Genomic DNA, 20,631 nt, shown 5'->3' with positions numbered 1-20,631 from the left:
GAATAGATTTGTCAATGAAACCCCTCCCTACACCCTCCCTGGGGAGGGAATCGCAAGGTCCTCCGCTTTTCTAATTGTCCTCGTCGCAGACGAGTGCTTAACATGGTTTGGCGATTTTATCGCCAGTTCATTAAATAATGTTAAATAAATGGGTTTACGTTTTAAACGTAAACCCATATTAATCACTCGTCGCAGACGAGCGCAAGAATAAACATTTGTCATTGCGAGCGAAGCGTGGCAATCGCGAACTTTATAGAGAAAAGCTGTGTAGTTCGCGATTGCTTCGTCGTTTCTCCTCGCAATGACATATTTATATATTTTCCGGAGAATAATTTTTGAGCAACAAAAAAAAGCGATGAGCACCTGCCCATCGCTTTTTTATAATTGTGATATATATCTGCGTATTACAAACCGAAAGCTTGCTTTACTTGATCAACATAATCCAGTTTTTCCCAGGTAAACAGTTCAACCTCACGTTTCAGTTCGCTGCCATCGTGGGCAATGAATGATTTGGTAACGGTTTCACTTGGCTTGCCGAAGTGGCCGTAAGCCGCGGTTTCGCTATAGATTGGGTTGCGCAGTTTAAAACGGGTTTCAATAGCGTATGGGGTCATGTTAAACACTTCTTCCACTTTTTTAGCTATTTCACCGTCATGCAGGCCAACCTTGGCGGTACCGTAAGTATTTACGTATATACCCATAGGCTGTGCTACGCCAATGGCGTATGATACCTGTACCAATACCTCGTCGCAAACGCCGGCAGCAACCAGGTTTTTGGCAATGTGGCGGGTTGCATAAGCAGCAGAGCGGTCAACCTTTGATGGGTCTTTACCAGAAAAAGCGCCACCACCGTGAGCACCTTTACCACCGTAGGTATCCACAATAATTTTACGGCCGGTTAAGCCGGTATCGCCATGCGGGCCGCCGATAACAAATTTACCGGTTGGGTTAATGTGATACTTGATCTGGTCGTTAAAGAAGTGGGCGTATTTTGGATATTTTGCTTTAACACGCGGAATAAGGATGCTGATGATATCCTCGCTTATTTTGGCAAGCATGGCTTGCTCTTCATCAAAATCATCATGCTGGGTTGATATAACAATGGCATCAATACGCTGCGGTTTGTTATCATCGCTGTACTCCAGCGTTACCTGCGATTTTGCATCGGGGCGCAGGTATTTAATTTCGTTATTTTCACGACGGATAGCGGCCAGCTCAATTAAAAGCGCGTGGGCTATATCCAATGCCAGTGGCATGTAATTGTCGGTTTCAACAGTGGCATAACCAAACATCATACCTTGGTCGCCGGCACCCTGCTCTTCTTTAGCCTGGCGGTCAACACCCTGGTTAATATCAGGCGATTGCTCGTGAATGGCCGATAGCACACCGCATGAACTTCCATCAAACATGTATTCGCCTTTGGTGTAACCAATTTTGTTGATCACCTCACGGGCAATTTTCTGTACATCTAAATAAGCTTTTGATTTTACTTCGCCAGCTAAAATAACCTGCCCGGTGGTTACCAGGGTTTCGCATGCTACCTTTGAGTTAGGGTCAAATGCCAGGAAATGGTCAATAAGGGCGTCTGAAATCTGGTCTGCAACTTTATCCGGATGTCCTTCTGATACGGACTCGGAAGTAAATAAATATGGCATATTAAAATTTAGATAAATGAAATAATTAAAAAAAGTTGAAGGGGGAGAGTTTTAACGGATCCTTTGTAAAAAGAAGCATTGGTTTTAGCACTTTTTTACGTGGTTGCAATCCAGCCTTGATGTATAAAGGCAATTAAATCAGTCCACTTTCGGGTGGCAAAAATAAAACAAATTTCACAAAGCCGAAAATACATTTACTTTTGATGCCGGAAATATACATATTAATTGAAACGTAAAGCGCTATTTATAATAAACCCTATATCGGGCGGCAAAAAAAAGGACGGCGTACCTGAGCTGATAGATCAAAACCTTGATAAAAAGGTTTTTGAGGCAACCATTGTTTTTAGCGATGGGGTATCGCACGCGCGCATCATTGCGCTGGAGGCTGTAGGTAAATACGATATAGTGGTGGCTGTTGGAGGAGATGGAACGGTAAACGAGATTGCATCGGCTATTGTAGGCAGCAATACGGCACTGGGTATAGTACCGTACGGATCAGGCAACGGGCTGGCCCGCTTTTTAGGCATCCCGATGAACCCGCAGCAGGCCATACAAACGCTCAGCAGCGGTAAGGTTGAAAGTATAGATTCGGGCCAGCTTAACGGCAAACCATTCTTTAATATGGCGGGGATGGGTTTCGACGCGCACATCAGCGAGGTTTTTTCGCATGGTAAAAAGCGCGGCTTTATATCGTACATCAAATCTTCGCTACAGGAAATTGCCACTTATAACGAGCAGGATTATCATATTGAAATTGATGGCAAGGTTTACGAGCGTAAGGCTTTTATGCTGAGCATTGCCAATTCATCGCAATACGGCAACAACGCGCATATATCGCCCAAGGCATCAGTACAGGATGGTTTGCTTGATGTTTGCGTGATCAGGAAGTTCCCGCTGTGGCGTTTCCCGGAAATGGGCATCCGGATGTTGACCAAAAAATCGGAAGGCACCAGTTATGTTGAAATTTTGCGGGGTAAGCATATTAATGTAACCCGGCAGGCGGATGGCCCCATACACCTTGACGGCGAACCGCAGATAATGGGTACCGGTATACATATTAATATAATACCAAATTCGTTAAAGGTTATTGTAGGCTCAACGTATAGTAAATAGGAGCGGGTGTGGGCTTCGATGAACAGGAGGAATGACAGGAGAGGTGTTTGATCAGATACCGGATTCTCCGATCCTCTTTATATCTAAACACCTCGCTCCGCGCACCAAATAAGAAAATAGGAGCAAGGGAGTGGAAGCGGCTGTATTCAAATACCACGCACCCCACACCTCGCTCTCCGCACCAAATAAAAGATTATGGCAAAGAAAAACTTTACAGGCGTGGTTTATTCAACCGATCCTGATTTTCAATACCAGGAAAATGGCGGCGAAAGCGCCCAAACGCTCCCTCCGCAACAACAAAACTTAAAAATTTACCTCGACAGAAAGGGCGGCAGCAAACTGGTTACCCGTGTTACCGGTTTTATAGGTACTGCTGATGATCTGGAAACGGTAGGTAAAAAGCTGAAATCAAAATGCGGGGTTGGCGGCTCGGTAAAAGATGGTGAAATATTGATACAGGGCGATTTCAGGGATAAAATTTTAGTGCTGCTGCAAACAGACGGTTTTAAGGCAAAAAAGGCAGGAGGATAAATAAAGGGCTATTTTGCCTTTTTTAAGCTAAACTAAGCGTACAAAGTACACTAAAACACAAACACATGCTGTTGTTATACAACTCCACTACCGATTATAAACCATGAAAAAGCATGCTCGTAACGGATTAATAACAGAATTTTTATTTCGGATTGCTTGATAATATAAAAAAAAATGGTTTTCATTGCAAATAATTGTTGTGGTAACACACAATAATTAGGCAGTGATACGTTAATAATGACCAATTGAAATACAAAATGATATTTGGTATTAAAAAATTGTAAAGAATAACATAAATGATTTTTTTATTTCATTAAAATTCTATTTTTGTTATTCGCTAATTAAACGCACATTTAACTAACTTATAATATAAACAAAAACTAAAACTAAAATTTAAAAGTAATGGCAAACGCACCAACAAAACCAAGTACTCCTGTTAACAAAGAAAGCTCAAGTGCATCTGGCATATTTGCTTCTTTAACTATTCCAATCTGTCTGATTGTTACTACTCTTATTTTTATATTCGTTTTGGGTGACCCAAGCCACTTTAAAGGCGGCGATCCTAACGCGGGACCTGTAGATCTTTTTGGAACTGTTCATAGCGGTGGTGTAATTGTACCAGTGATCATGGCGTTTTTATTAATGGTTATCGTTTTCTCTATCGAGCGTTTCGTAGTTATCGGAAAAGCTTCAGGTACTGGCAGCGTTGACGCTTTCGTTAGAAAAATCCAATCACAATTAAATGCAGGTAACATTGCAGCAGCTTCTGCAGAATGCGACAAACAAAAAGGTTCTGTAGCAAACGTTATCAAATCGGCATTGAAAAAATACAAAGAAATGGAAGAAGAGCCAAATCTTGACGTTGACCAAAAAACTTTAGCTATCCAAAAAGATATTGAAGAAGCTACAGCTTTGGAAATGCCAATGTTAGAGCAAAACTTAACTATCATCGCTACTCTGGTATCTATCGGTACATTAACCGGTTTGTTAGGTACGGTTGTGGGTATGATCAAGGCCTTCGGTGCATTAGCAACATCAGGTGTACCTAACCAGGTTGAATTATCTGCGCACATTTCAGAAGCGTTGATCAACACTGCATTCGGTATCAGTACTTCAGCTATCTCAATTGTAATGTACAACGTATTTACATCAAAAATTGACAAACTGACTTACGCTATCGACGAAACTGGATTCAGCATCGTTCAAACATTTGCTGCATCACACAAATCTAACAGATAATCAATATATAAGTGCTTTAGTTCATCTGCGTGTTATACTGCACTAAGATTAAACCAACAAGCGCAGATGGTATATTAATAAACACTATATATTTTTTAAAAAAGATTAGATATGGCAAGGATAAAAGTTCCAAGGAAGAGTACGGCAATTGACATGACCGCCATGTGCGACGTGGCGTTCCTTTTGCTTACCTTCTTTATCATGACCGCAAAAACAAAAACCGAAGATCCGGTTCCTATCGATATCCCGAGTTCATCGATACAACAACCGATCCCGGATGCTGACTTTGCAACTATTTCTGTAGGTAAAGGAAAAGCGTTTTTTGGAATGGAAGGTATTGATCTGCGCAAGCAAACCTTGGTTCAGATGGGTGAGATTTATAAAGTAACTTTCACACCGGAAGAATTGAACAGGTTTTCGGGATTATCTTCAGTAGGCGTTCCCTTTAACCAGTTAAAGCAGTTTATTGCGTTGTCTGCAGATCAGCAGAAAAAATTAAACCAACCAGGTATCCCCCGCGACTCTGTAAGTAACGAGTTGTTTAACTGGATTCGCGAAGCACGTAAGGCAACCGTTGCATTACACAATGTGCAGCTTAGGTTGGCTATTAAAGGTGATAGCAAAGAAGAATACCCGGTTATTAAGGATGTTATCAATATTTTGCAAAAGCAAAAGGCGAACAAGTTTAGTTTAATAACAAGTTTGGGTGGAGACGGTGGTGCTCCAGCTCCAGCTAAAAAATAAGAAATCATGGCAGAATTAGACACCTCCGGGGGGGGCAAACACAAAGGCGGGAAGAAGGTTAGAAGTAAAAAGCAATCAACCCGTGTAGACTTAACAGCGATGGTGGATTTGGCGTTCTTGTTAATCACCTTCTTTATCATGACAACCACATTGTCCAAGCCAAAAGCGATGGACCTTACCATGCCTGATAAAGATGATAAAACCAAAGATCAGCTGGCAGTAAAAGCATCATCATCATTAACTCTTTTGTTAGGCAGTGATGATAAGTTAGAGTGGTACCTGGGAGAACCAGGTAAATCTGCTCCAACTATTGATAACTATGGTAAAAACGGATTAAGGAAAACGTTAGTTGAAAAAAGTGCCGACATTTTGAAGGCTACCGGAAAACCAATGATTGTTTTGATTAAGCCAAGCATTAAATCAACGTACAAAAACGTGGTTGCAGCACTTGATGAAATGAACATTACCAATGTACAAAGCTATGCTATTGTTGATATTTTACCTGCTGAGATAGCTTTGCTGCAGAAGGATGGTTTATACAACGACAAAAAGTAATAAGTAATTTAAAATAACGTTATCAATTACCATTAAAATCTAAAAAACTAAGAAAAGATGTTTGGATCGAAATTAGACATATTAGATCAGAATTGGATTGATGTTGTTTTTAGTAAAAGGAACAAGGAGTACGGCGCTTACCAGCTAAGGAAAAATAACTCCAAAAATACATCACGCTCGCTTCTTATAGCTATTGTTGTGTTTGTATTTGTGGTTGCCTTACCTACTATTATCAACAGAATTCAGGGACTTATCCCAAAAGCTGATCAAAAAGTGAAGATAACAGACGTAGTTCTGTTACCTCCACCACCCGTGGATCAAACCAAAAAACCACCTCCGCCGCCACCTGAACCACCAAAACCAAAGGTAGATCAGGTACGTTTCCCACCTCCGGTAGTAAAACCGGATAATGAGGTTAAGGAGAAAGATCCACCAACCGTAAAAGAACTTCAGGTAGCTGACCCTGGTCAGAAAGACCAAAAGGGCGACCCTAATGCTGACATCCGTATAGATGAGCCAGTAGGTAACTCTGATGTTAAACAAGTAGTTGAAGCCGATCCTAACCAGATCTTTACTTCGGTAGAGCAGGTTCCTGAGTTTCCGGGAGGTTTGGATAAATTCGGCGCTTACCTTGGTAAAGCTATCCGTTATCCCGCAGTTGCCCGTGAAAACGGAACTCAAGGCCGTGTAATTGTAACTTTCGTTGTGGAAAAAGATGGTTCTTTGACCGACATTAAAGTTACAAGAGGTATCGGTAGCGGTTGCGACGAGGAAGCCGTTCGTGTATTGAAAAACTCACCAAAATGGAAACCAGGTATTCAAAATGGCCGTCCGGTGCGTGTACAATACAGCGTTCCAATCAGCTTTACGTTAGCGAGTGAATAATGCCATTCAATTTTAATAAAGGACAAAAATCGCCCAAAAGGCGGTTTTTGTTTATTTTAGGCACTGTCACCTTCATTTGTTTTGTCGTTTTAGGCATCATGATTATGTTTTGGGAACAGTTGCCTATACAATTGACAAAAAATCAACGCCTGTTATTTGGCGCATTTATTATCGGTTACTCCATTCTGCGGTTTTCGAGGTTGTTCAAGAAGGATCAGTATGAAGATTAGTTTAAACGGAAAATTCTTAATTTTTTTAGTGTTTTTGTCTATGGCTTTTGCAGCCTGTCAGCAGCAAAAACAAACAAAGTACACTGTCGACAATAATTTTAAAGCTGGTAAAGCAACGTTTGTTGCAGATGAGTCTTTTTCACCGATAGTTGACCAGGAGCTTTACATTTACTCCAACCAAAATCCAAATGCCAAGCTGAATATTCAGTACAAAACAGAAAACGAAGCAATAAATATGCTAATGACCGACAGCGTTCGGGTAGCTATATTATCGCGCGAACTGGATACGGCGGAACGTTCTGTTATAGCAAAAAGGCAACTGTCAGTATCATCTTTAAAATTTGCTACAGATGCCATAACTCTTATTGTAAACAACGCATCAAAAGATACTTTGATTACAGTTGCTGATCTGAAAAGCATGCTTAATGGAAAAGGCGACACCAATAGAGCTATAGTTTTTGACAATCCAAACTCAAGTTTGGTAAGATATTTGAAGGATCTTGCCGGCAGTAAAGGTTTTACACAAAAAAACATTTACGCCCTTAAATCAAACAAAGAGGTTTTAAAATATGTTAGTGAACATCCGGATGCATTAGGAATAATGGGCTTTAGCTGGCTTAATGATCCGGATAGGGATTATGCAGGTTACGTGGAAAAGGTGAAAATTGTTGGTGTTAGAGATGAAGCCAATAAACAATACCCTGATCAGTATTTTAAACCTTCGCAGGAATCACTTGTCTTAAAACAATACCCCCTGAGCCGGAGTTTGTATATTATTGATTGCTCAAGCAAAGTAGGATTAGGAATGGGCTTTGCTTATTTTTTAGGTAGCCAGATAGGTCAACGTATAATTTTAAAATCGGGCCTGTTACCCGATTCAATACCCACAAGGGAGATAAGTTTAAAAAATAAATTGAATTAAAAATATGAAAATGATCAGTAAAATAGCCACGGCATCATTAGGACTGGTATTAGTAGGTTCATCAGTTTTTGCGCAAAGTCTCGCCGACGCCAAAAAAGCTATTGACGCCGAACAGTATCAGAAAGCTAAATCGATGCTAAAAAACCTTACCACTACGCAAGCGGATAAGGATGAAAACTTTTTTTACCTGGGTTGGACGTATCTTAAACAAGATTACGCCGATTCAGCAAAAGCTGCATTTAACAAAGGTATTGCTGTTAACGCAAAATCAGCGTTAAATTATGCAGGTTTAGGTGCCGTTGCCCGTTTAGATAAAGACAATGCCGGTGCAACAAACAACTTTAATCAGGCTGTTGCTCTTGCTGGTAAAAGCTCAAAACCATTTCAATATGTTGGTGAAGCTTATTTATTACCACTTACACCAGACGGAAAAGTAAGCCCGGCCGATGCTAACGCAGCTATTGCCGTATTACAAAAAGGTAAAGTAGTAAACCCTAAAGATGCTGAACTATTGATCACTTTAGGTAACGCTTACCGTTCACAGTTAAAAAGCAACGAAGCTTACCAGGCTTATTCGGATGCATCAACCATCGACCCTAAAAACCCGGGTGCAAAGGTGGCTACTGGTGTGCTCTGGAAATTTGCCAACAACTTTGAAGATTCTGAAAAACAATTCCAGGATGCATTGGCCATTGATCCTAACTTTGGCCCGGCTTACCGCGAATGGGCAGAAACTGACCTGCGCTGGTCTTTAACAGATCCTAAACAGGCTTCTGCAAAAATTAAACAAGCTACAGACGAGTACAAAAAATACATGAGCTTAACTGACCTTTCAGTTGAATCTCAAATGCGTTATGCCGACTTCTTAATTCTGGCCGGTGATTACAAAACATTAGAGCAAGTAACAACAGATTTGTCAAAATCAGCTAATTCAAATGCTCGTGTTTACCGTTATTTAGCTTACGCTGCATACGAAAACAAGAACTACCCTGCAGGTATGACTGCTATGAACACTTGGTTCCAGAAAGCCGATCCTAAACGTATCATCCCACGTGACTATTTATACATGGGCCGTTTACAGGTTGCTTCAGGTCAGGATTCAGTAGGTATCAACACCCTGAAAAAAGCATTAGAGCTTGACAGTACCCAAACTGATGTTTATGGTGAAATTGCCAAAAACCTTTACGGACAGAAAAAATACGCGCAGGCAGGGGATGCTTACAGAACATTTACCCAAAAAGGTGGTCGTAATGTTAAGCTTACCGATTATTTTTATGAAGGTATCAGCTATTACTTCGGTTATGACTCTAAAAAACCTGATGCCGATTCATTGTTAACTAAGGCTGACAGTGCTTTTAGCTATATAATTGCTAAAACGGCTTCTGCTCCATTTGCCGATGCTTATTTGTACCGTGCACGTGTTAACGATTTAAAAGAAAAAGACCGTAATAACATTGTAGGTTACGCTAAACCTTACTACGATAAATACATTGAACTGATAACAGCTAAAGGTGCAGCTGATGACAAAGTTAAAAAGAGCCTGGCCGAGGCTTATGTATATTTAGGTAACTACTATACCTTTAAAGAAAAAGATGCAGCTAAAGCAACCGAAAGCTACACTAAGGCAAGAGACAATGACCCTACTAATAAGCAGGTTCAGGCCTATTTTGCCAAACAGGGCGGTGCCGGTAAAAGCAAATAATAAAAATTAGTATACAATTAAAGGCCTCTTGTAAAAGAGGCCTTTTTTATTATAGTTGCATTAGTATATTTGCATCATGGAATTACATAGTTTACCTGTTAATTATTTGCCCATCATATTTCAAATGCTGGTAGCTATAGGCTTTGTGGTAACCACAATGTTTGTAACGCATAAAATTGGCCCTAAGCGTGTTACTAAAGATAAGTTAACACCTTTTGAGTCGGGTATTGAGGTGGTAGGTAATGCCCGTACCCCAATATCCATCAAATACTTCCTGGTGGCTATACTATTTGTTCTGTTTGATGTGGAGGTGATATTCATGTACCCCTGGGCCGTTAATTTCAGGGAAATGGGCAAAGAGGGTATGATTGAAATGTTCATATTCATGGCCACACTTTTATTAGGTTTCATTTACGTAATAAAAAAGGGTGCTTTAGACTGGGATTAACCACAGCGCCACCCAACCCTCTTCATAAAGGAGGGCTTTGGAAAAAAGGGAAAGAGTAAAGTCTCCCATTTTAAGGAAGATTTAGTGATGTGCTTTTTAGATTGATTCTAAATACGTCTCTCACGTACTCATCGTGTACTTTTTACATCGTTATTATTGTAAATTTGTAATCGCTGATCCGTCTTATCGGAATGGTAAATTTCTATTAAAATAGTGCAATGAGTGATATTCAATTAGTTGATGCCCCTGCAGGAATAGAAGGCGCCGGATTTTTTGCTACCTCGCTTGATAAAGTAATAGGTATAGCACGCTCAAATTCATTATGGCCTCTGCCTTTTGCTACCTCATGCTGTGGCATCGAGTTCATGGCAACCATGGCTTCACATTATGACCTTTCCAGATTTGGTGCCGAGCGTTTAAGCTTTTCGCCCCGCCAGGCCGATCTTTTAATGGTTATGGGTACTATCGCCAAAAAAATGGCACCTGTATTAAGGCAGGTATACCTGCAAATGGCCGAGCCCCGCTGGGTTATGGCTGTAGGTGCATGCGCCTCAAGCGGTGGTATATTTGATACTTACTCTGTATTACAGGGTATAGATGAAGTAATACCGGTTGATGTTTATGTACCGGGTTGCCCTCCACGCCCCGAAGCTATTATTGATGGTTTTATTAATATTCAAAAGCTGGTGCAAACAGAATCGCTTCGCCGCAGAAACGAGCCTAAATACCAGGAATTGTTAGCTAAATACGGAATCCAATAATAATGGCCCAGATACCCAACGAAGAACTTTTAAAAAGACTTGGTGAAAAGTTTGACCAGCAGGTAACCGTTGTGGGCGAACCTTATGGTTTGCTAACGGTGGAAATCAGTCGTGAGCAGATCATAGACGTACTTACCTTTTTAAAAACGGACGCCGCTTTAAGGTTTATATTTTTAACTGATATTACCGGCATACATTATCCGGAGCAGGAAAAACAGATTGGTGTTATATACCACCTGCACAGCCTTACCACCAACACCCGCATACGTATCAAAGTGTTTTTAAGTGATGCCGATGTGCATATCCCTACCGCTACGGTATTATGGGATGGTGCCAACTGGATGGAGCGTGAAACGTATGACTTTTTTGGAGTTATATTTGACGGCCATCCCGATCTGCGCCGTGTATTGAATGTTGACGATATGACGGCCTTCCCGATGCGAAAAGAATTTCCGCTGGAAGACCCGAACCGTGTTGATAAAAAGGATTACTTCTTCGGAAGATAACATATATAGATTTAGTATCAAGTAGTTGGTATCAAGTATCAGGATTTTTGAATTACTCAAAAAGTACACAGCAATAGTCTTGCTACTTGATACTAACTACTCGATACTGATTAAACAATTATACTGATGCAAAATCATCCTGTATATACAGACAACGATCCGCAAAGCGAACTTTCAACCCTTAACCTGGGCCCAACCCACCCTGCAACCCACGGTGTGTTTCAAAACGTGCTGCAGTTAGATGGTGAAAGAATTGTTAGCGGCGTATCAACCATAGGTTATATACACCGTGCGTTTGAAAAAATTGCCGAACACAGGCCCTTTTACCAGATCACTCCGCTAACCGACCGTTTAAACTATTGCTCGTCACCCATCAACAATATGGGCTGGCACATGACGGTTGAAAAGCTGCTGGGTATCCAAACTCCAAAAAGGGTTGATTACCTGCGTGTAATTATCATGGAACTTGCCCGTATATCTGACCACATCATCTGTAATGGTGTATTGGGTGTTGATACCGGCGCATTTACAGGCTTCCTGTACATGATGGAGCACCGTGAGGCTATTTATGAAATTTATGAGGAGATCTGCGGATCGCGCCTTACCACCAATATTGGCCGTATAGGGGGCTTTGAACGTAATTTTAACGCTATTGCCTTCCGCAAGCTGCGTGCGTTCCTTAAAAACTTCCCTGTAACGTTAAGAGAATTTGAATCACTGTTTAACCGTAACCGCATTTTTGTTGACCGCACTAAAGATGTGGCTGCCGTTAGTGCCGAAACCGCGTTAAGCTACAGCTGGACAGGTCCTTTACTGCGCGCCGCCGGTGTTGATTATGATGTAAGGGCCATGAACCCATACTCGTCATATGAAGATTTTGATTTTGAAGTGCCTGTAGGTACCAACGGCGATGTTTACAGCCGCTTTTTGGTACGTAACGAGGAAATGTGGCAGAGTATGCGCATTATTGAGCAGGCCCTTGTAAAACTGGAAAAAGAGCCAACGGATATTTTCCACGCCGATGTGCCTGAGTTTTACCTGCCTCCGAAAGAAGAAGTTTATAATAACATGGAAGCCCTCATTTATCACTTTAAAATTGTGATGGGCGAGATACCAACCCCTAATACCGAAGTATATCACTCGGTTGAGGGTGCCAATGGCGAGTTAGGTTTTTACCTGGTAAATGATGGCGGGCGCAGCCCATACCGTTTGCATTTCCGCAGGCCAAGCTTTATCAATTACCAGATGTATGCGCCAATGAGCCGTGGTATGCTATTATCAGACGCGATTATTAACATGAGTAGTTTAAACGTTATAGCCGGAGAATTAGATGCTTAGAGTTGAAGATGCTCAGGTGCCGGTTGAATTTTCGCCGGAGCTGATTGCTAAATTTGATGATGTAGTTAGCCGTTATCCAGAAGGAAAACAAAAGTCGGGCTTGCTGCCTATACTGCATTTTGTACAGGCCGAGTTTGGCTGGTTAAGTGTGCCTGCCATGGATAAGGTTGCTGCTTATTTGAAAATATTACCTATTGAGGTTTACGAAGTAGCCTCGTTTTATACCATGTACTTTTTACGCCCGCAGGGTAAATATGTACTGGAGGTTTGCCGTACCAGTGGTTGCTGCCTGGTAGGTGCCGAAAAAATAATGGATCATATTGAGCAAAAGCTGGGTGTAAAAGAGGGAGAGGTAACTCCTGATGGCTTGTTTAGCTGGCGCGGGGTTGAGTGCCTTGCTGCCTGCGGCTTTGGCCCGGTATTACAAATAGGTCCTGAGTATACCTTCTACGAAAATTTAACTAACGAATCGGTAGATAAATTGATCGGAGAATTAACAGCAAAAGCTAAGAATTAGGACTACAAGACTTTAGGACGTAAGGATAAAAGACAAAGGACTGAAGACTAAGGATAGGACAATTTAGCTTTTACAATTTAGAGATTAGATTTTAGTAATTAGAGTTTAGAATTTAACCAAATGGGTCGCAAATTACTATTAGAACATATAAACGTACCAGGCATCAATACATTTGATGTTTACCGCTCAAAGGGTGGTTACGCGGCTGTTGAAAAGGCACTGAAAACGATGTCGCCCGATGAAGTGGTAGAGGAAGTGAAGAAGTCGGGTTTACGCGGTCGTGGTGGTGCTGGTTTCCCAACCGGTATGAAGTGGAGCTTTTTGGCTAAGCCCGAAGGAGTGCCTCGTTACCTGGTTTGTAATGCCGATGAATCAGAACCCGGTACTTTTAAGGATCGTTACCTCATGACCTATATCCCTCACTTGTTAATTGAGGGTATGATTGTATCGAGCTTTGCACTGGGTGCCAATACCTCATACATTTATGTTCGCGGCGAAATGATGCCGCAGATCAGGATACTGGAAAAAGCAATTGCCGAAGCTAAAGCTAAAGGCTTTTTAGGCAAAAATATATTAGGTTCAGGTTACGATCTTGAATTGTACGTACAACCGGGCGGCGGCGCCTACATTTGCGGCGAAGAAACCGCTTTGTTGGAGTCGTTAGAAGGTAAACGTGGTAACCCACGCATTAAACCACCATTCCCGGCTATCGCGGGTTTATACGGTAGGCCAACAGTGGTGAACAACGTAGAATCAATTGCGGCGGTAGTGCCTATTGTAAACGAAGGCGGCGACGAGTATGCTAAATTGGGTATAGGTCGTAGTACAGGTACCAAATTGATCTCGGCTGGCGGTAACCTGAAAAAACCAGGTGTTTATGAAATTGACCTGGGTTTACCGGTTGAAGAATTTTTATACTCTGACGAATATTGTGGTGGTATAGCCAACGGCAAACGACTGAAGGCAGTAGTAGCAGGAGGTTCGTCAGTGCCAATTTTACCGGCTAACCTGATATTGAAAACCATCAACAATGAACCTCGCTTAATGAGCTATGAGTCATTAGCCGATGGCGGTTTTATAACTGGCACTATGATGGGTTCAGGAGGTTTTATAGCTTATGACGAAGATGCATGTATCGTTCGTAATACCTGGAACTTCGCCCGTTTTTACCACCACGAAAGTTGCGGACAATGTTCGCCTTGCCGTGAAGGTACCGGATGGATGGAAAAAGTATTGCACCGTTTAGAACATGGCCATGGCAAAATGAGCGACATGGACCTGCTGGTTGATGTATCTAAGAAGATTGAAGGCAACACGATTTGTCCGCTGGGTGATGCGGCAGCATGGCCGGTAGCCAGCGCCATCCGCCATTTCAGGGATGAATTTGAATGGCACGTAACAAACGGCGCCGAAGCCACAACAAGAAACTATGGACTGGCGCATTATGCTGATCCATTACCGAAGTTGGAAACAGCGGGGTAATTAAGTCAAAATTAAAAAGTAAAAATTCAAAATAGGAAGCGTTGAGCGAAAAGCCTTTTGACATCAAACACAGATGTTATCAGTTCTCGAAAGAGTTAGTGCAATTCATATCAACAGCCAAATATGAAAGAATATACTTTTCGATGTTTGACCAGCTGCTAAGAAGTGGAACTTCGATAGGAGCAAATATAATAGAGGCAAAGTCGGGTAGTACGACTAAAGATTTTAGGAACTTTTACACAATAGCACTAAAATCTGCCAACGAAACAAAATACTGGCTTTGTTTGATCAGAGATACAATTCTGACGAATGAGAAAGAAAATATAAATATTTTAATAACTGAGGCCGATGAGCTTTCTAAGATCATTGCTTCCATAGTAATTAACTTACAAAAATGATTTAAGTTGAAGTTGAACCGGTAAAATGGTTTTGACTTTTGAATTTTTAATTTTGACTTAATGAAAGTAACCATAGACGGAATACCCGTTGAAGTAGAACCAGGAACAACCATACTTAATGCCGCAAGGCAGATAGGTGGCGATATTGTTCCGCCTGCTATGTGCTATTATTCCAAGCTGGAAGGCAGTGGCGGTAAATGCCGTACCTGTTTGGTTAAAGTAAGCAAAGGCTCTGAAAAAGACCCTCGCCCTATGCCAAAACTGGTAGCTTCATGCCGAACCACGGTTATGGATGGCATGGAAGTACAAAATATTACTTCGCCCGAAGTTGTTGAGGCGCGCAAAGGTGTGGTTGAAATGTTATTGCTTAACCACCCGCTTGATTGCCCTGTGTGTGATCAGGCCGGCGAATGCCACCTGCAGGATTTAGGCTTTGAGCACGGCGCAGCAAAAACCCGCTACGAGTTTGACCGCCGTACATTTGAAAAGATTGATATTGGCGATAAGATACAGCTGCACATGACACGTTGCATCCTATGCTACCGCTGCGTGTTCACTGCCGATCAGATCACCAATACCCGTTTACACGGTATCCTGAACAGGGGCGATCATTCTGAAATATCAACATATATCACCAAAGCTGTTGATAACGATTTTTCAGGAAACATTATTGACGTTTGTCCGGTAGGAGCATTAACTGATAAAACTTTCCGCTTTAAAAACCGTGTATGGTTCACCAAACCGGTAGATGCACACCGCGATTGCGATAAGTGCTGCGGTAAAGTTACCTTATGGTACAAAGGCGAAGATGTGATCAGGGTAACAGGCCGTAAGGATGTTTATGGGGAGGTAGAGGAGTTTATTTGCAATACCTGCCGCTTTGATAAAAAGAAAACCGCTGATTGGGTAATTGAAGGTCCGCGCAAAATATCACATAAATCGGTTATCAGCTCTAATCACTACGAGTTTACACCGCTGCCGGTGGTTAAAACCAACCCGGTACTGATGGAAGCCAACAAAGAACAATTTGAAAGGGATACACGCTTATAATGGAAACTACTGATTTAATATTTAGGATTGTACTGATCGTGATCATTTTCGCTATCAGCCTTGTTGTGGCCATGTATTCTACCTATGCCGAGCGTAAAGTAGCTGCATTTTTCCAGGACAGGATAGGCCCTAACCGTGCCGGTCCCTGGGGGATTTTGCAACCCCTTGCAGATGGCGGTAAAATGTTCCTGAAAGAAGAGATCATCCCTACCAATGCAACACCTTTTCTGTTTATTGTAGGCCCTTCGCTGGCTATATTAACGGCCTGTATAGGTTCGGCAGTGATTCCATGGGGGCAGGCTATAGTTATCGGCGGCCATACCTTTGATTTGCAGGTTACCGACATTAACGTGGGCATCCTGTACATTTTTGGCGTAGTATCATTAGGTGTATACGGCATTATGATAGGCGGCTGGGCATCAAACAACAAATACTCGTTGTTAGGCGCTATCCGGGCGGCCTCACAAAATATCAGCTATGAAATTTCAATGGGCCTATCTATTATCGCCTTATTGATGTTAACCGGTACCTTAAGCTTAAAAGAAATAGCCGAGCAGCAGCACGGTTTTGCCTGGAACGTTTGGCGCCAACCGCTGGGCTTTGTGTTGTTCCTGGTATGCGCGTTTGCCGAAACCAACCGCTCACCGTTTGATTTGCCTGAGTGCGAAACCGAGCTTGTAGGTGGTTACCATACCGAATATTCATCAATGAAACTGGGTTTTTACCTTTTTGCGGAGTATATCAACATGTTCATATCATCGGCAGTAATGGCTACTCTGTACTGGGGAGGTTATAACTACCCGGGTATGGATTGGGTTGCTGCACATGTGGGCCCTACTATTGCCCCTATAATTGGCGTGGTGGTATTTTTTGGTAAAATATTCTTTTCTATCTTCTTTTTCATGTGGGTTCGGTGGACAATTCCACGTTTCCGCTATGATCAGCTGATGGATCTGGGCTGGAAAGTACTGATACCTTTGGCTATTGCCAATATCGTGTTAACCGGTGTTATAACTACTCTTTTAAATTAAGCATATAACTAATGGAATCATTAAGTAATAAGCGCAAAGTATTGGAGGTAAAGCCACTCAACTTTTTAGAGCGTGCTTACCTGCCTGCTATCATGGGTGGCCTGGCCACAACCATGAAACACTTTTTCAAGAAACCGGTTACGATCAGTTATCCTGAAGAAAAACGCGAATTTTCTGAAAACTTTAGGGGTATGCACTCCCTTAAGCGCGATGAAAATGGTAAGGAACGCTGCACCGCCTGCGGTTTATGCGCGCTTTCATGCCCCGCAGAAGCCATTACCATGACGGCTGCTGAACGCAAACCAGGTGAAGAAAACTTGTATCGCGAAGAAAAGTACGCTGCTGTGTATGAAATAAACATGCTGCGCTGCATTTTTTGCGGTTTATGCGAAGAAGCTTGCCCTAAAGAGGCCATTTACCTTGACGGGGATATTGTACCTACCGATTATTTAAGAAAAGATTTTATTTACGGTAAAGACAAATTAGTAGAGGCGCCCTTAAATCAATAAAGAAGTTTTATACCTTTGCCCTGATCTTATCAAAAGGCAAAGGTATTTTGTAAATATAAACATGAGTACATTTTACTTCATCGCGTTTTTGTCCATATTCTTTTCGATACTGGTTATCTCGGCTAAAAACCCGGTACACAGTATCCTTTATCTGATACTTACCTTTTTTACGTTCACCATTCACTATATTTTAATGAATGCCCAGTTTTTGGCCATCGTTAACTTTATAGTTTACATGGGCGCTATACTGGTACTGTTCCTTTACACCCTGATGCTTATTAACCTGAACAAGGAGAGTGAGCCGGTAAAACCCTTTATGGTAAAGTTTGCCGGTGTGTTTGGCGGTGGTATTTTAATTGTTGCCCTGGTGGCATCCTTAAAATCGCTGGGCGTATCAAACCCGGTTATATTGAAAAACCCCGACCTTGGCCTGGTTAAAAACTTAGGTAAAGTATTGTTTAATGAATTTTTAATGCCATTTGAGGTATCATCTGTATTGCTGTTATCGGCAATGGTGGGTGCTGTATTGCTGGCTACAAAAGACCCTAAAACTGCGTAATGGAAAGTTTAACTAATACCATACAATCGGTACCGCTTAATCATTACATATTATTAAGCACCATTATTTTTTCTATCGGTGTAACAGGCGTATTGATTCGCCGCAATGCCATTGTGATCTTCATGTCGGTTGAGCTGATGCTTAACGCGGTGAACCTGTTGCTTACAGCATTTTCGGTTTATCGTGGCGATGCCAGCGGACAGGTTTTCGTATTTTTTATTATGGCATTGGCCGCGGCCGAAGTTGCAGTAGGGCTGGCCATCATTGTAATGATATACCGGAATACCAATTCGGTTGATATCAATGTGCTGAACAGACTGAAATGGTAGGGTCCTGATTTCGGAGTTTCGATTTCGGATTTGAAACATAGATTAAAATATATAACAAAAGCGTCATTGCAAGGTACGAGGTAATCTCCGATGAGCAGATCAAGTCTGCGAGTTGAATTTGCTTTACTGCCCTCAATAACAATCAGATAATAAACATAAAAAACGTATAACGTAACACGTACAACGTATAGCAAACATGGATAAATACATCTGGCTTATTCCCATATTACCGTTAGCCGGTTTTATTATTAACGGACTTGGCCGCAATTCATTATCAAAAAACGTAATTGGCTTTATTGGCAGCCTGCTGGTACTGGTATCTTTTGGCCTGAGTGTGGCAGTTTTCTTCCAGATCAAATCAACAGGACACCCTGTTAATATTACTTATTTCGACTGGATCTCAGTTGGGCAGTTAAAGATTCCTTTCGCATTCCTGGTTGATCAGCTAAGTTCAATTATGCTGCTCATCATCACAGGTGTTGGTTTCCTGATTCACCTGTACTCTATAGGTTATATGCATAATGATAATGGTTTTGGTAAGTTTTTCGCCTACCTTAACCTGTTTGTGTTTTTCATGCTTTTGCTGGTGATGGGTTCAAACTACCTCATCATGTTCATAGGCTGGGAGGGTGTAGGTTTATGTTCATACCTGCTTATCGGTTTTTGGTATACTAATCCAAGCTATGCCGATGCCGCTAAAAAAGCCTTCATCATGAACCGTATTGGCGACCTTGGCTTTTTGTTAGGTGTGTTTCTGATCATCTACGCTTTTGGCAGCATTTCATTTGCTGAGATATTTCCGAAAGCTGCCACCATGAAAGTGGGTTCTGCACCGCTTTTCGCTATTACGATATTATTATTTGTAGGTGCTGTTGGTAAATCGGCCCAGTTGCCGCTGTTTACCTGGCTGCCCGACGCGATGGCCGGCCCAACTCCGGTATCAGCCCTCATACACGCTGCAACCATGGTTACCGCAGGTATTTACATGATTGCACGTTCAAATATTTTCTATACGCTGGCTCCGGATACTATGGAGATAGTAGCTATAATAGGTTTGGCAACCGCTTTGTTTGCGGCACTGATAGCCTTAACACAAACCGATATTAAAAAGGTACTGGCCTATTCAACCGTATCGCAGCTGGGTTATATGTTTTTAGGTTTAGGCGTTGGTGCTTACACCGGCGCGTTCTTCCACGTATTAACACACGCTTTCTTTAAGGCCTTATTATTCCTGGGTGCAGGTTCGGTGATTCACGCCATGAGCGACGAGCAGGACATGCGCAAAATGGGCGGTTTAAAAGGTAAAATTAAAATAACCTTTGCCACCATGCTGATAGGTACCATCGCTATAGCGGGTATCCCTCCGTTCTCAGGTTTCTTTTCAAAAGATGAAATTCTGGCTCATGCCTACGCGCATAGCACTACATTTTATGTAATTGGTGTATTTACCGCCATGTTAACATCATTCTATATGTTCAGGATGTTGTTCCTTACTTTTTATGGTAAGTTTCGCGGTACACATGAGCAGGAACACCACTTGCATGAATCTCCGCCAAGTATGACCATACCGCTTATTGTTTTGGCTATACTTTCAATGGTTGGTGGTTTTATAGGCGTACCAGAGGTTTTGGGCGGTCATCACGAACTGGAGCATTTCCTGGCACCGGTTTTTGAAAAATCAAATGCCATTTTAGGCGAACATCATTTACAGGCCAGCACCGAGTTTATCCTGATGAGTATTTCTGTAGGTGTTGCACTGATAGCATTAATCTACGCTTATATCAAATATGGAAAAGGCGGAAGCATTCCGGTAGCAGATACCGAAGAGCGCCCGGCACTTACCAGCTTATCATACAATAAGTTTTACATTGATGAGCTTTATGATATGATCATCCGCAAACCATTGGATTTTCTGTCGACGTTTTTTTACAACGTGGTGGATCGTTTGGGTATAGATGGACTGGTGAACGGAATTGGCAAGGGTACTGTTGAAAGCAGCAAGGGCCTGCGTTTACTGCAAACCGGTAATGTGGGTTTCTACATATTTATCATGGTGCTTGGAATTATTGCTGTATTAGCCTACAGCATATTTGGATTAACTAAAATATAAACGATAAGCGTTTACCA

At 41.9% G+C, this 20,631-nt stretch carries 22 protein-coding genes; 21 read left to right on the top strand and 1 reads right to left on the bottom strand.

The window, feature by feature from the left end:
- Positions 1-404 precede the first annotated feature (404 nt).
- Entirely contained in the window at positions 405-1,655 is a 1,251-nt protein-coding gene (metK, locus tag QWZ01_RS18150; RefSeq protein WP_290325706.1) for a methionine adenosyltransferase, read from the bottom strand.
- Positions 1,656-1,880: 225 nt separating this feature from the next.
- Here metK and QWZ01_RS18145 point away from each other — a divergent pair, with 225 nt between their 5' ends.
- The 21 genes from QWZ01_RS18145 (at position 1,881) to nuoL (ending at position 20,614) form a co-directional block, all read left to right on the top strand.
- Positions 1,881-2,768: a diacylglycerol/lipid kinase family protein gene (locus tag QWZ01_RS18145; RefSeq protein ID WP_290325704.1), complete on the top strand. Its 888-nt coding sequence runs from the start codon at positions 1,881-1,883 to the stop codon at positions 2,766-2,768.
- 195 nt (positions 2,769-2,963) lie between these two features.
- Entirely contained in the window at positions 2,964-3,299 is a 336-nt protein-coding gene (locus QWZ01_RS18140) for a translation initiation factor (RefSeq protein WP_290325702.1), read from the top strand.
- A 402-nt stretch (positions 3,300-3,701) separates the two neighbouring features.
- A complete protein-coding gene (locus QWZ01_RS18135; RefSeq protein WP_290325699.1) occupies positions 3,702-4,538 on the top strand; it encodes a MotA/TolQ/ExbB proton channel family protein in 837 nt (278 codons plus the stop codon).
- Between the two features lie 111 nt (positions 4,539-4,649).
- Positions 4,650-5,282, top strand: coding sequence for an ExbD/TolR family protein (locus QWZ01_RS18130; RefSeq protein ID WP_290325697.1), 633 nt, complete (start codon positions 4,650-4,652; stop codon positions 5,280-5,282).
- A 6-nt stretch (positions 5,283-5,288) separates the two neighbouring features.
- Positions 5,289-5,837: an ExbD/TolR family protein gene (locus QWZ01_RS18125; RefSeq protein ID WP_290325695.1), complete on the top strand. Its 549-nt coding sequence runs from the start codon at positions 5,289-5,291 to the stop codon at positions 5,835-5,837.
- A 57-nt stretch (positions 5,838-5,894) separates the two neighbouring features.
- Positions 5,895-6,722 carry an energy transducer TonB gene (locus QWZ01_RS18120; RefSeq protein ID WP_290325693.1) on the top strand — a complete coding sequence of 276 codons (828 nt, stop codon included), beginning with the start codon at positions 5,895-5,897 and terminating at the stop codon, positions 6,720-6,722.
- A gap of 270 nt (positions 6,723-6,992) precedes the next feature.
- The gene (locus tag QWZ01_RS18115) at positions 6,993-7,874 is read left to right on the top strand and encodes a PstS family phosphate ABC transporter substrate-binding protein (protein WP_290325691.1); all 882 of its coding nucleotides are present in this window, start codon (positions 6,993-6,995) and stop codon (positions 7,872-7,874) included.
- 10 nt (positions 7,875-7,884) lie between these two features.
- Positions 7,885-9,576, top strand: coding sequence for a tetratricopeptide repeat protein (locus QWZ01_RS18110; RefSeq protein WP_290325688.1), 1,692 nt, complete (start codon positions 7,885-7,887; stop codon positions 9,574-9,576).
- Positions 9,577-9,652: 76 nt separating this feature from the next.
- Positions 9,653-10,024, top strand: coding sequence for an NADH-quinone oxidoreductase subunit A (locus QWZ01_RS18105; RefSeq protein ID WP_290325686.1), 372 nt, complete (start codon positions 9,653-9,655; stop codon positions 10,022-10,024).
- Between the two features lie 218 nt (positions 10,025-10,242).
- On the top strand, positions 10,243-10,785 hold the full coding sequence (locus QWZ01_RS18100; RefSeq protein ID WP_290325685.1) for an NADH-quinone oxidoreductase subunit B: 543 nt from the start codon (positions 10,243-10,245) through the stop codon (positions 10,783-10,785).
- A 2-nt stretch (positions 10,786-10,787) separates the two neighbouring features.
- Positions 10,788-11,291: an NADH-quinone oxidoreductase subunit C gene (locus QWZ01_RS18095; RefSeq protein WP_290325683.1), complete on the top strand. Its 504-nt coding sequence runs from the start codon at positions 10,788-10,790 to the stop codon at positions 11,289-11,291.
- A gap of 126 nt (positions 11,292-11,417) precedes the next feature.
- On the top strand, positions 11,418-12,629 hold the full coding sequence (locus tag QWZ01_RS18090; protein ID WP_290325681.1) for an NADH-quinone oxidoreductase subunit D: 1,212 nt from the start codon (positions 11,418-11,420) through the stop codon (positions 12,627-12,629).
- Positions 12,622-13,146, top strand: coding sequence for an NADH-quinone oxidoreductase subunit NuoE family protein (locus QWZ01_RS18085; RefSeq protein ID WP_290325679.1), 525 nt, complete (start codon positions 12,622-12,624; stop codon positions 13,144-13,146). The genes QWZ01_RS18090 and QWZ01_RS18085 overlap by 8 nt, the downstream gene beginning before the upstream one ends.
- A 120-nt stretch (positions 13,147-13,266) precedes the next feature.
- Positions 13,267-14,628: an NADH-quinone oxidoreductase subunit NuoF gene (gene nuoF / locus QWZ01_RS18080; protein ID WP_290325677.1), complete on the top strand. Its 1,362-nt coding sequence runs from the start codon at positions 13,267-13,269 to the stop codon at positions 14,626-14,628.
- A 41-nt stretch (positions 14,629-14,669) separates the two neighbouring features.
- Positions 14,670-15,026, top strand: a complete 357-nt coding sequence (locus QWZ01_RS26040) for a four helix bundle protein (RefSeq protein ID WP_353959416.1) — start codon at positions 14,670-14,672, stop codon at positions 15,024-15,026.
- 60 nt (positions 15,027-15,086) lie between these two features.
- Entirely contained in the window at positions 15,087-16,076 is a 990-nt protein-coding gene (locus QWZ01_RS18075; protein WP_290325676.1) for an NADH-quinone oxidoreductase subunit G, read from the top strand.
- On the top strand, positions 16,076-17,107 hold the full coding sequence (gene nuoH / locus QWZ01_RS18070) for an NADH-quinone oxidoreductase subunit NuoH (protein WP_290325673.1): 1,032 nt from the start codon (positions 16,076-16,078) through the stop codon (positions 17,105-17,107). The genes QWZ01_RS18075 and nuoH overlap by 1 nt, the downstream gene beginning before the upstream one ends.
- An 11-nt stretch (positions 17,108-17,118) precedes the next feature.
- Positions 17,119-17,616, top strand: coding sequence for a NuoI/complex I 23 kDa subunit family protein (locus tag QWZ01_RS18065; protein WP_290325671.1), 498 nt, complete (start codon positions 17,119-17,121; stop codon positions 17,614-17,616).
- 61 nt (positions 17,617-17,677) lie between these two features.
- Positions 17,678-18,175 (top strand): NADH-quinone oxidoreductase subunit J family protein, encoded by a 498-nt coding sequence (locus QWZ01_RS18060; protein WP_290325669.1) that lies wholly within the window; start codon positions 17,678-17,680, stop codon positions 18,173-18,175.
- Complete coding sequence (gene nuoK, locus QWZ01_RS18055) at positions 18,175-18,504, top strand: NADH-quinone oxidoreductase subunit NuoK (RefSeq protein WP_290325667.1); 330 nt, start codon at positions 18,175-18,177, stop codon at positions 18,502-18,504. Before QWZ01_RS18060 ends, nuoK begins: the two co-directional genes overlap by 1 nt.
- A 196-nt stretch (positions 18,505-18,700) precedes the next feature.
- A complete protein-coding gene (gene nuoL / locus QWZ01_RS18050; RefSeq protein WP_290325666.1) occupies positions 18,701-20,614 on the top strand; it encodes an NADH-quinone oxidoreductase subunit L in 1,914 nt (637 codons plus the stop codon).
- The last annotated feature ends 17 nt before the right edge of the window (positions 20,615-20,631 follow it).

Origin of the sequence: Mucilaginibacter aquaedulcis (genome assembly GCF_030409325.1) — a bacterium.
In the GTDB taxonomy this organism is placed as follows: domain Bacteria; phylum Bacteroidota; class Bacteroidia; order Sphingobacteriales; family Sphingobacteriaceae; genus Mucilaginibacter; species Mucilaginibacter aquaedulcis.
This window is presented reverse-complemented; position numbering and strand designations above follow the sequence as displayed.

What these genes read in the sequence shown, in the direction of transcription:
- metK (WP_290325706.1), bottom strand. Translation starts at nt 1,655, where the DNA reads ATGCCATATTTATTTACTTCCGAGTCCGTATCAGAAGGACATCCGGAT.
- QWZ01_RS18140 (WP_290325702.1), top strand. Translation starts at nt 2,964, where the DNA reads ATGGCAAAGAAAAACTTTACAGGCGTGGTTTATTCAACCGATCCTGAT.
- QWZ01_RS18135 (WP_290325699.1), top strand. Translation starts at nt 3,702, where the DNA reads ATGGCAAACGCACCAACAAAACCAAGTACTCCTGTTAACAAAGAAAGC.
- QWZ01_RS18130 (WP_290325697.1), top strand. Translation starts at nt 4,650, where the DNA reads ATGGCAAGGATAAAAGTTCCAAGGAAGAGTACGGCAATTGACATGACC.
- QWZ01_RS18125 (WP_290325695.1), top strand. Translation starts at nt 5,289, where the DNA reads ATGGCAGAATTAGACACCTCCGGGGGGGGCAAACACAAAGGCGGGAAG.
- QWZ01_RS18120 (WP_290325693.1), top strand. Translation starts at nt 5,895, where the DNA reads ATGTTTGGATCGAAATTAGACATATTAGATCAGAATTGGATTGATGTT.
- QWZ01_RS18115 (WP_290325691.1), top strand. Translation starts at nt 6,993, where the DNA reads ATGGCTTTTGCAGCCTGTCAGCAGCAAAAACAAACAAAGTACACTGTC.
- QWZ01_RS18110 (WP_290325688.1), top strand. Translation starts at nt 7,885, where the DNA reads ATGATCAGTAAAATAGCCACGGCATCATTAGGACTGGTATTAGTAGGT.
- QWZ01_RS18105 (WP_290325686.1), top strand. Translation starts at nt 9,653, where the DNA reads ATGGAATTACATAGTTTACCTGTTAATTATTTGCCCATCATATTTCAA.
- QWZ01_RS18100 (WP_290325685.1), top strand. Translation starts at nt 10,243, where the DNA reads ATGAGTGATATTCAATTAGTTGATGCCCCTGCAGGAATAGAAGGCGCC.
- QWZ01_RS18095 (WP_290325683.1), top strand. Translation starts at nt 10,788, where the DNA reads ATGGCCCAGATACCCAACGAAGAACTTTTAAAAAGACTTGGTGAAAAG.
- QWZ01_RS18090 (WP_290325681.1), top strand. Translation starts at nt 11,418, where the DNA reads ATGCAAAATCATCCTGTATATACAGACAACGATCCGCAAAGCGAACTT.
- QWZ01_RS18085 (WP_290325679.1), top strand. Translation starts at nt 12,622, where the DNA reads ATGCTTAGAGTTGAAGATGCTCAGGTGCCGGTTGAATTTTCGCCGGAG.
- nuoF (WP_290325677.1), top strand. Translation starts at nt 13,267, where the DNA reads ATGGGTCGCAAATTACTATTAGAACATATAAACGTACCAGGCATCAAT.
- QWZ01_RS18075 (WP_290325676.1), top strand. Translation starts at nt 15,087, where the DNA reads ATGAAAGTAACCATAGACGGAATACCCGTTGAAGTAGAACCAGGAACA.
- nuoH (WP_290325673.1), top strand. Translation starts at nt 16,076, where the DNA reads ATGGAAACTACTGATTTAATATTTAGGATTGTACTGATCGTGATCATT.
- QWZ01_RS18065 (WP_290325671.1), top strand. Translation starts at nt 17,119, where the DNA reads ATGGAATCATTAAGTAATAAGCGCAAAGTATTGGAGGTAAAGCCACTC.
- QWZ01_RS18060 (WP_290325669.1), top strand. Translation starts at nt 17,678, where the DNA reads ATGAGTACATTTTACTTCATCGCGTTTTTGTCCATATTCTTTTCGATA.
- nuoK (WP_290325667.1), top strand. Translation starts at nt 18,175, where the DNA reads ATGGAAAGTTTAACTAATACCATACAATCGGTACCGCTTAATCATTAC.
- nuoL (WP_290325666.1), top strand. Translation starts at nt 18,701, where the DNA reads ATGGATAAATACATCTGGCTTATTCCCATATTACCGTTAGCCGGTTTT.